Origin of the sequence: Legionella tunisiensis (assembly GCF_000308315.1) — a bacterium.
GTDB classification, from domain to species: domain Bacteria; phylum Pseudomonadota; class Gammaproteobacteria; order Legionellales; family Legionellaceae; genus Tatlockia; species Tatlockia tunisiensis.
In genome coordinates, this window is record NZ_CALJ01000007.1 from 1 (window position 1) to 9,983 (window position 9,983).

The window sequence follows — 9,983 nt, forward strand, 5'->3', positions numbered from 1 at the left end:
CATCCGTGATTTCGTAATAACTTCGTATAGCATACATTATACGAAGTTATACGACGAAGGAACTAGCCGAATTTTTTGAGCAAGCGAAGTTAACTACGACTAAAAAAGTAAGTGAGACTGCCGAAAAAGCCAAAGTTGATCCACGATTTGCTGTTTTATTGCAAAAGATACCTGAAGAGGTAACGGACTATTTGGCGCACACCGATGATCCTTGCCTCATACCCAAAGTTGTTGATTGGTTAGAGCATAAGCTCCTTAAGTTTTTCGAAAATACACCGGTTGAACAAGTTGAAGTCCGCTTTAACGAATTTGAGCAAGACTTCATGCACTTTATCCAAGAATTGGAAGACCAGGGTTTAACAAAAACACCTGTCACCGAGGATGGCATTTTAGTCGACAAAATTTTAGTTGCTTTACATCACATCAAAGTACAAATTAAAGCAGGCATGGGTGACTTGGATAACCTGCTTGGTAACCAATGGAATAGCCCTGAAGGACAGGACGTCGAAGAGCAAGTGCCTGGCACTTTACAACAATTGGATGCCTATTTAGTTAAATTCGTTACATCAGACATACCGCCCACTAATGAAGATAAAGAAATTATCAAAAAATGCTATGAGGTATTACAACCTTATTTAGCTCAGGTAAATAAAAATTACTATACAAACGATTTATTAAAAGACGCTCCAGATTATCAGAAAATTTTGCAGAAAATCCTCATTCAGGATAGAACAACACTGATTGCAAAAATTAAAGCTGGTGCCCTAAATAACATGTTTCACCATGTTCTTTCCAAGGGAACGCCAGAACTTCAACGGGTAATCGACGCACTGACGACAAACATTATTCCACGACATGACCTTGAGCAAATCTCTCACCGCTTCCGCCAAGCGCTGGAAGCAGAGCGTTTAACACGACCCCCTTCAACGCCAGAGGGCGTTTTAGCTGATAAGGTTTTGGTTGCTTTACGCCAGGTTGAAGCAATCAACGTAGACATGGCTGAACTAGACAACCTGCTTGGTAACCAATGGCATGTTCCTAAAGGACAACAAGGCAAAAAGCCAGTTGCGGGTGTTTTACAAAAACTGGATACCTACATCGCTAAAAAACGAACGCCGCTAACCCCTGTTGATAAAGAGACTATCAAAAATCACTATAAGGAATTACAACCTTATTTAGCCCAAGTAGATGAAAGTTATTATACAGAAGATTTATTCAATCAGCCCCCTGATTACGAACAAATTTTGAGCAGGATTCTCATTCAGGATAGAACAACACTGATTGCAAAAATTAAAGAAAGTAAAATAAATAACGTGTTTCACCATGTTCTCTCCAAGGGAACACCCGAACTTCAAAGAGAAATAGGCGAGCTTGTTGCAACGATCATTGCACTGCCTGAGTTTCCAGCAGAAATGACGGAAGAGCAGGTGGATGCAATGAAGCGCAAAGCTGCTTTACAGGAGCTCATTGAAGGGGTTAAGAAATTACCCGTTCCCTCACATGATAGTACGGCATCTCGCCAACTCGTGCAGGATAAAGAAAGCTTTGTTGTTGCCCTGGAAGGTACGCTTCCACTCCTATTGGATGTGGGTGCAACACCTGAAAAGCTACAAAAACTTCTCAAATCAGTACAAGCACTTTATGCGGCATTAATCAATGTGGGTGTTGGCAGTCGCGACTTAATTGTGGAAAAACTACAACGTTTGCAGAGCGACGCGGCAGCAATTATTTTGTTAGCCGACGATGCCGAGTTTGCACTAGGTTTGAAACCAGGTGCTTTATCTTCTGTCTTGACGAAGCAAGTTGATAAGTTCCTGGAAGAGCTGGTGAAGCATGCCCAAACACCGCTTTCCAAGCAAGAAATTTTAACCTTATTGGCAGGTAATGACGTTCTTTCAACACGACTTGAGCATGAGAAAGGACGATTAGAAACGCTTCGAACCCAAACGGGTGATATGACGCCAACTAGACGGATAGAAATTAGAATTGCAGAGGAAAGAGTCGATTATTTAACGAAATTAAAGAAAGAAAAAGAGATAGCGAATAACAAGAAATTCGAGCAATTGAAGCAAGAAACCTTTGAAACGATAGTAGACCAAGACATCCGTGATTTAGTGAATCAACACATGGGTGTTTACGCCAAGCAATTTTTCCAGGATATAAAACAACTAATTGGTGAACGTAAAGAAGCAATCCTGGGTAGCATAGGCCAGAATGTTTTAGTTGAACAAACGCTTCGAAATCAGCTAACTGATTTGTTTGTTGAAGTCATGAAAGCGCCGCCGGCACCCATGCCAGAGGAAGCTGAGAGTATGGAGAGTACGCTTCAACAAATTAAAACGCTCTATGAGCAAGCGAATGTAGACCTCAAGGCGATTGAGGAAGTAGAAAATCAGTTTAGAGGTAAAAAATCCAACCCTCTCACTCAAGAGATTCTTGCTAAATTTGATGCCTTTAAAAAAGGAGTCGAGGCATTTGGAAATCAAGCGTTCCCCAAAGCGGATGAGGCTGGAAAAACGGTTTATAGGGAGGCGCTGCAAGAGCATACCCGTTTTGTCAGATCATTCAGGAACAGGCTGGACAATTACCAATTGCTTGTTAATAAAGATAATCTTAGTAATTACGCGGAATTGCAAAAAGAGAAAGAAGAGCTACTTAAAAAATCGTCAAACGAGATGAGCGACGCCGTGCGACAAAAAATTGCTTACCTGAATACTTACGAAACGCATTTAGTAGACAAATGTGAGCATGGTAGTAAACGTGACGTAGCCAACGAAATGAATGCCTTTGTTGAAACGCTGAATCTCTATGACGTCTTGATTGAGGTCTCTGTCAATATCAAGAAGTTAACTGCCCAGTTGAGTGAGGATATTCCTAAATTAACAAAGCCTGTCGATAGAACGAAATTAGAAATAAAGAAACAGCAACTGGCCGTAGCAATAGACATTCAAAGCAAGATTGGCCAGGACGACATGCCGGTACAGCAAAAAATTAACGACCTAAAGCGATTTATGGTTGATCAGCGCCAAAATCATCAAGCGATTTATAAAGATGATTTTGGTAAAGTCATGCATAAAAATTTGTCTGCTTTAAATGAATACACGACGATAGAAGGAAGAAAATATACCTTCTTCTCAAGCTATGTCAGAAATGTAACCCCGGAGCTTTTGTTGGCAAAAATAGGGAAAATGCTCACTGAGCTAGAAGGGAAAACGAGCAAATCCGATCTTCATAAAACAGCAGTCCTCAGTGCAGCACGCCACATGTTAAAGGATGGTAGTGGAAGCAAAGAAGAACTGACTGAAGTGATGCGTCAACACCCTGAGTACAATACATTTTTTGGATCCAGTACCGTGAAGGATCTGATGAATCAAGTGCTACAATGTTTAGATACCCAAGAGAGCCGGGCTAGACTCGGTTAACTAACCCGCTATTCTCACTCCGTTTTCCAAGCCCAGTCAGCCGCTGTTGCCGCCATTCTCGAACTAGTCCTCTGTTACTAAATCCGTTGCCTTAATTTCTCCATAACGAATCCCCACAATAATGGCACTGGTGATGTTTTTACAGCCTAGCTTTTGAGTAATTGATTGCCGGTATTGGGTGATTCGTTTAATAGAGACATTCAAAAAAGACGCGATTTCTTTAAGTCTTTTCCCTTGGGCAGATAAATACAGGCATTGTCTCTCTTTTTCCGTTAAGCGCCAATCAAAACAAACGGGTTGCCTTAGCCAGATATGTGATAGTAAATCCTGGAATTCGGCAAGTTGTTTACGAGTGGGCTTACTATTCCCTAAATGAGTTAGATAGTCCTTAGCAAAGGTTTTAAAAAAGGGCTATCGAGTAAAGACTGTTTCTTATACGAGGCTTCGTGTTTTATTTTTTCCATCATTGTCCTTTATTTTTAAAGACGCGAGATAGCACAGGAACTATTGAAAAAATAATCCCTGTGTCTCAATTGGTTGAATTAACTAAGATTTTTAGGCAAAGAACGCCTAGACCCATAAAAAAGGCCCTTAATTTTTCAACGTGCTTAAATAAGGGAAAATTTTGGCGGTTTCTTACGAACATGCCATTGAAATATAAAACTGAAATAGACTAAGATTCGTTTAGCCATTTTATCTCCAACGTAGATAACTTGGTTAGCTGGCGGGGAGGAGTTCGAGCCCTCTCTGTCAGCGCCTGTTGCATTTAACACGTCAAACGCGCTTTTTATACTATTTTATTCTGCGGTGTCTTGAAAATGAATTTTTTAGAAGTAGACAGACACTGCAGAATCTATCAATACTGACTTGATTCACCTTGGCTCTGACATCCGCTTCCTGTCTAACTTTCGTTCTACTCTACAAAAATCCAATCTCAAACTCTGCTTTACGCTTTCTGCACCCACATCCATATAAACAAAATGCCAGAATGGTAGCCGGTAGCAATACACTATTCACAGGTATGGAATATCTAGCAAAACGATAGCAATAGATGCATCTACCCCACCAGTTGTTTTATTAAGAATAAATCCCTGCTCCATTAAGAATTTATTTAATTTGATTTTCATGAAAAAGCAAACAAACGAAAGTTTGCGCTCTTAAAAAATGCCCGGATAGTGATTATTTAGTATAAACCATTTAGGAGATTGTACTCACAGAACATTTTTAATCTTTACTATCTGCTCATTAATTTTTATGTGATTCTGTCACTGGCTTATACTGCTCAATTGTTTCCATTAATGTATTTAATATATCAGTAAAGCGTGAAAAATTTATTATATCTTGTTGAGGACGTATGACTTTTTCTGCTAATACTTGTTTACTATAGTGCTTCTGCGAGTCAAAGCCCCTTCCATTGTCTGAAGAGAATGTTTTTCCTCCTAATTTAATATCTAAGACCGATTTTTCGAAGAAATCTTCTATTATTAAATCCTGTTTGCCTTTTCCTTCGTGATTTTTAGGCAATAACACAACAAAAAGATTTTCTACAACAGAATAAATAAAGTTTTTGTTTCGATCATAATTTAAATTAAGTTTATTAAATTTACTCTTTAAGCAGTGAACTACACTTTCTGCTTCCTTATCATTATCAAGCAACACAATAACAGGGTTTTGCGGAACTATTTTTGTAAACATAATTTGTTTATCGTAATTTTCAATAAATTTCTTCAATGAATTTGTACCAGTATTGATATGCATAACTTCGCTAATTCGATCTGTGAAATGAAAAAATCAATTTGATGTTGAAGATGATAGTTATTCCGATTCTTAAGTTGCTTTATTGCTATTTTTAAATAGGCCACATCGGTTTTCCCTTCACAGATAATCAAAGGTTTTTCAAGTGCAATAAAATAGCGAAAATATAAAAACCGAGCGTACATGCTCGTTATGTTATGCTGACCAATATCTATATTTTTGTGACAAAGCTCACCATTACAATGGTTTTTCTGTTTTATAAAATAAAATCAACAAGTTAATTTGAGAAAATAATGAATTGATGCTTTTTTGCTGAAAAGTTACGATCAATAACAATAGATTGCTCAGAATTGCCCTTATCGAACACCTCATCATAAAGCATCACCATAGGATCATCGATTTTCGTAACAAAACGTAACTCTTTAGCCAGTTTAGATATTTCGCTTTCTATAAATCCTGCCTTATTTAGGACGTCTTCGAGGTTAGGAAGTAAGGGATTAGGAAATCTATGAGCTGTAATTAAATGACTGCCTTTTGGATATAGTAAGTACCCCTCTACTGGGTTTTCCCGCATATTCAGTTTGGGCTGGATATGCGGGAAAACCCCATTTAGTAACTATGCTCTACCTGGGGGGCAGCAAGACTAGCTAGCAGTCGTAATAAAATCAATAGGTTGGGGCGAAAATAATGACTCAATGCTTTTTTGCCGCAAATCTACAATTTATCATACACCAGAAATCACTATAACTTATGCACAATTAATATGTTCCAGTAGTTCCACAGATAAAGGTTTTTACAGAAGGAAGCTCAGACAAATAATTTTTAAAATAAATCAAATAAGATTCTTCAGATTGAAATAAACTATATTTAACTAAACTAGAATCTCGTTTTTTTCAGCTTCCTTGATAAAGTTTTCGATATCCCTTTTATGAGGTTTGAGCAGTTCTGGATATTTTTCACAGAGAGCTTCTAAATTATAATCCCCAAGTCCTCCTGATTTTTCCAAGAAAGCATTAAATATTGGACTAAGAATATGAAGTCTTTCTTTGGAAAGATCAATTTCAACAATCGCTAAGTCCTCAACCTCTAAAGCATTCAACAGTTGATCGATAGAATCGAAAAGCTCCTTAACATCCCTTTCTTGAACAAGGTCAAGCAATTCATCTAACTTTTGATAAATTTCAGAAAAACAGTTTAAAGCTTTCCTAATACCTGGCATGACCTCGTTATGTTCATCTTCGTCAAAATCAGCCTTATTCTCATCAGAGAACATAAGTGCTGCAGACTTTAAAGAGGAATAAATATAATTTCCCATGTGTATATTTGAAAGCGCAAATTCAAAAGGGGAATGTCTACCGCTTGTTTTTGCCCCTGCCTTCAACAGTATTCTGACAGATTCAAATTGTCCGGCTGAGACCGCTTTAAGAAGTGGGTTATTTAAGTTTACATCAGCTCCAGCTTTAATGAGAAGAGGTATAGTTTTATTAGACAAATCGTTAATTTGACAATCGGCAGCTAATGACAAGGGCGTTTGTCTTTTTTCATTAATTACATTTACATCGGCACCATTATCAATTAATAATTTGATATAAGCAGCATTATCAGATTTTTTCGCTGCAAAATGAAGGGGAGTTTCAAGTTTTTGAGTTCTTGCATTTAAATTTGCTCCGGCTCCAATTAAAAGCTCCGCCACTTTAAGTTTAGCAGATGAAAATTTAGAGACCTCATGCAGAGGGGTCATACCTGAAGCATCTTGACTATCAGGATTAGCCCCTGCCGTAAGTAATATCTCTACCATTTTGGCTTCACCCTTATCAATTGAAGATGCAAGAGAAAGTGGAGATAAATCATGTTCATCTCTTCCTCTATATCCACCCCTTGTTCAATCAGTGTTTTTAAAAGCTCTATATCGCGTTTTCTTATCGCGTCAAATAGTTTTTTCATATTACGCACCATAAAAAATGGAAATATTATAGTGATCCTAGGCAGTAATTCTGGACATTTAGTTAAGCTATTTTCTTCAATTCAAAATTAAAAGGGCTTGTATAGCCAATTGCACTATGCCTTCTTTTACGGTTGTAATCAATATCAATGTACTCAAATACGGCTTGGCGCATCTCGGCTCGAGTCATAATTGGCTCATACATGATGGCTTCAACCTTTAGAGAATGGAAGAAGCTCTCAGCAACAGCGTTGTCCCAGCAGTCACCCTTTCGGCTCATGCTCACTTTACAATTATGGTCTTGGGCTAAATCCCGATAAGCATGCGAGCAATACTGGCTCCCTCTATCACTATGAATGATAACGCCTTTAGGCATCCCCCTGCGGAACATTGCCATGGTTAAGGCGTCCGTCACTAAGGATGCCTTCATGCGCTTATTCATCGACCAGCCAACAACTGCACGTGAATATAAATCGATGACCACGGCGAGATATAACCAGCCTTCGCTGCTCCAGAGATAGGTAATATCCTGAACCCACTTTTGGTTAGGGGCATCGGCACTAAAGTCACGCTCCAGCAGGTTATCAGCGATGGGAAGTTGATGGTCGCTATCAGTTGTCACTTTGAATTTCTTTGCTGCTTTGGGAACGAGCTGTTGTCTGCGCATGCTGTCACTGATTGTTTTATCGACACAGGTGATCCATCTTCAATCAAGTCTTGTTGAATTCGAGTAGCACCATAACGCCCTTTGCTGTCATCAAAGAATTCTTTGATTCGCATATCTCTTGACTGCTGCTTCAAGGCTCGATTACTTAGCTTAGAGCCATTTTTACGCCAATCATAATACCCACTTCGCGATACTCGAAGCACCACAGCCATACGCGTTACAGAGAAGCAGTGCTGATGCTCAAGCATAAATTCAAACCGTTTTATTTTGGTTCTTCGCGAAGTAGGTGGCCGCCTTTTTTAGAATGGCTAAGTCCTCAGCTTGTTCGGCCAGTTGTCGTTTAAGCTTTGCCACTTCTGCTGCAAGCTCTGCTTCACGCTGGCTGGTACTGGCTTTCTTGGCGAGTTTGGTACGCCAATCGTAGATTTGTGTTTCATAAATGCCAAGCTCGTTTGCCGCTGTAGCAACTCCAAGCTTCGCGGCCAAATTTACGGCTTCTTGCTTGAACTCTTCGGTGTGCATCTTACGTGTTCTTTTTGCTGTCATACATTACCTCGGTTAGTGATTTTACTAACTTAACCGAGTGTCCGAAAGTATGGCATGGGATCAGTTTATTACACATCCACTATTTATTGCTGTCCTCTAAACGCAAAAATAATTGTCGCTACACAACGGCGCTCAAAAAAAATATTATTTTATACTATATTGATTATAAGGCACATTAATAAAAGATGTATATTATGCATACAGTTTCTAGCGATGAGTGGACAACAGCTCATACATATTTAGATAGCAAACCTGATGGCACTAAACTACCTTATTCTTCAGTAAAAGGAAAAATGAAAACGGGGAAGACATATTTAAGCCCAGAAAGAAGCGACCACAACTCTTTAATGAATATCAAACAACGCATTCGTTTATTAAGATAGATGGCCAGATTTATGCCATCTCGCAAGGAAAAGAGCCCGATGCAGTGATCGGAGAAGGTGGTTTTGGAAAGGTTAAATACCTTCAAGATGAATTTGGAGGTATTTCCGTTATCAAAATTCAGGAGCTTAATGGAAATAAACCATCTGTGGACCCTGAATTAGGTATTTTAATGGATTTAGGGTTATCTAAAGGGAGTGTTGAACGCGAACGTCAAGGAAAGAAGAGTAAAAGCTACGTTGAAATGAGTTACCTGGGTGAATCATTACTTGACCGAATCAGACCTGAGGGCCATGAAATAGTGTTAGCCAAACCTCCATATGAATTAGGCCAGTGGGAGATTAATACCATCTACGCTTATATAGGTACACGTGGTAGTGACAAGGGTCATCTCATGCTTGAATATCTGGAAGATGGAAATGTAGTGGATCTCAATCTCGATAAAGATGGCGATCCCAATAATAATCTCTTAGCTGAGAGCATTAAGAAAACCCTACAGGGAAATGGAGAGGATGGTTCTATTCCCATTGAACTTACGCAAGAGCAACGTGATGCCATTTATGCGGCTTTAAATCTTAATCCAATCGTTGAAAAATCACTGACGAAGAAAGGGTTGACTTAGCTATTGGCGTTTGTTTATCGCTACATAGGCTTCATTCTGGTGAGAGTTCAAAAACAGGTAAAGCCTATGTCCATGGAGATATTAAACCAGGCAATATCACTGTAGATAAAGATGGAAACATTCATCTTATTGATTTTGGTTTATCTATGGAGAGACGGAGCGAGGAAATCCAACTAAAAAGAGGCACTCAAAGCTATATGCCTCCGAGCAATATCAAATTAGCTCCAGAGCAATTCGATATTATTGCTCTGAAACGCACTTTATTTTTCCCGACTAAATTTCAGTCCGCCCATAGCTCTCAGGATGAAATACCCAACAGTGTGAGTAAAGGTCGGAGTTTATTAACGGTTGAAATGTTAGAAAAACATCAGTTAATGACATATGTTGATACCTCTGGCAACAATTACTACGAACAACAAACTACTGCATTGACTCTTGCTGCACAATTAATTGCAGCAAAATTAGGCTTAGAGGATTATTACGACAAGCTACAAGATCAGAGTCTTGCTCAAACCCTATCTGAGCTTTATGAAAGCAATATACCTAAGGAACAAATAAAAATTCTTTTTAGATGAAAAAATACAAGAAATTGCTCTTGATGAGACTAAACTAGAAGAACCCGAACCCGAACCCGAACCCGAACCCGAA

Annotated in this window: 7 protein-coding genes and 3 pseudogenes; 5 read left to right on the forward strand and 5 right to left on the reverse strand. The window is 38.9% G+C overall.

The window, feature by feature from the left end; all coding sequences use genetic code 11:
- The first annotated feature begins 158 nt into the window (after positions 1–158).
- Positions 159–3,422, forward strand: a complete 3,264-nt coding sequence (locus BN58_RS20765) for a synaptonemal complex protein 1 (protein ID WP_019215166.1) — start codon at positions 159–161, stop codon at positions 3,420–3,422.
- 63 nt (positions 3,423–3,485) lie between these two features.
- Here BN58_RS20765 and BN58_RS36695 read toward each other — a convergent pair whose 3' ends face one another.
- The 5 genes and pseudogenes from BN58_RS36695 to BN58_RS20770 all read right to left on the reverse strand — a co-directional run bounded on the left by BN58_RS36695 (position 3,486) and on the right by BN58_RS20770 (position 8,332).
- Positions 3,486–3,734, reverse strand: coding sequence for a response regulator transcription factor (locus BN58_RS36695; protein ID WP_332247902.1), 249 nt, complete (start codon positions 3,732–3,734; stop codon positions 3,486–3,488).
- A gap of 933 nt (positions 3,735–4,667) precedes the next feature.
- A complete protein-coding gene (locus BN58_RS00505) occupies positions 4,668–5,180 on the reverse strand; it encodes a hypothetical protein (RefSeq protein WP_156812283.1) in 513 nt (170 codons plus the stop codon).
- 274 nt (positions 5,181–5,454) lie between these two features.
- Positions 5,455–5,751 (reverse strand): hypothetical protein, encoded by a 297-nt coding sequence (locus BN58_RS00515; protein WP_019215169.1) that lies wholly within the window; start codon positions 5,749–5,751, stop codon positions 5,455–5,457.
- Positions 5,752–6,048: 297 nt separating this feature from the next.
- Positions 6,049–7,011: pseudogene (locus BN58_RS00520) on the reverse strand (ankyrin repeat domain-containing protein); the annotation flags it as partial.
- A gap of 172 nt (positions 7,012–7,183) precedes the next feature.
- Positions 7,184–8,332 (reverse strand): annotated as a pseudogene (locus BN58_RS20770) (IS3 family transposase).
- Positions 8,333–8,526: 194 nt separating this feature from the next.
- On the opposite strand from BN58_RS20770, the gene BN58_RS30370 reads away from it, so the two are divergent.
- From BN58_RS30370 to BN58_RS32250, 4 genes and pseudogenes are all read left to right on the forward strand, one after another.
- Positions 8,527–8,715 (forward strand): hypothetical protein, encoded by a 189-nt coding sequence (locus BN58_RS30370; RefSeq protein ID WP_156812284.1) that lies wholly within the window; start codon positions 8,527–8,529, stop codon positions 8,713–8,715.
- Positions 8,716–8,759: 44 nt separating this feature from the next.
- A complete protein-coding gene (locus tag BN58_RS00540; protein WP_019215174.1) occupies positions 8,760–9,335 on the forward strand; it encodes a hypothetical protein in 576 nt (191 codons plus the stop codon).
- Positions 9,336–9,337: 2 nt separating this feature from the next.
- Positions 9,338–9,493 (forward strand): annotated as a pseudogene (locus BN58_RS37355) (AarF/UbiB family protein); the annotation flags it as partial.
- Positions 9,494–9,532: 39 nt separating this feature from the next.
- The gene (locus tag BN58_RS32250; RefSeq protein ID WP_026069159.1) at positions 9,533–9,910 is read left to right on the forward strand and encodes a hypothetical protein; all 378 of its coding nucleotides are present in this window, start codon (positions 9,533–9,535) and stop codon (positions 9,908–9,910) included.
- Positions 9,911–9,983 lie beyond the last annotated feature (73 nt).

What these genes read in the sequence shown, in the direction of transcription:
- BN58_RS00505 (WP_156812283.1), bottom strand. Translation starts at nt 5,180, where the DNA reads ATGCATATCAATACTGGTACAAATTCATTGAAGAAATTTATTGAAAAT.
- BN58_RS00515 (WP_019215169.1), bottom strand. Translation starts at nt 5,751, where the DNA reads ATGCGGGAAAACCCAGTAGAGGGGTACTTACTATATCCAAAAGGCAGT.
- BN58_RS30370 (WP_156812284.1), top strand. Translation starts at nt 8,527, where the DNA reads ATGCATACAGTTTCTAGCGATGAGTGGACAACAGCTCATACATATTTA.
- BN58_RS32250 (WP_026069159.1), top strand. Translation starts at nt 9,533, where the DNA reads ATGCCTCCGAGCAATATCAAATTAGCTCCAGAGCAATTCGATATTATT.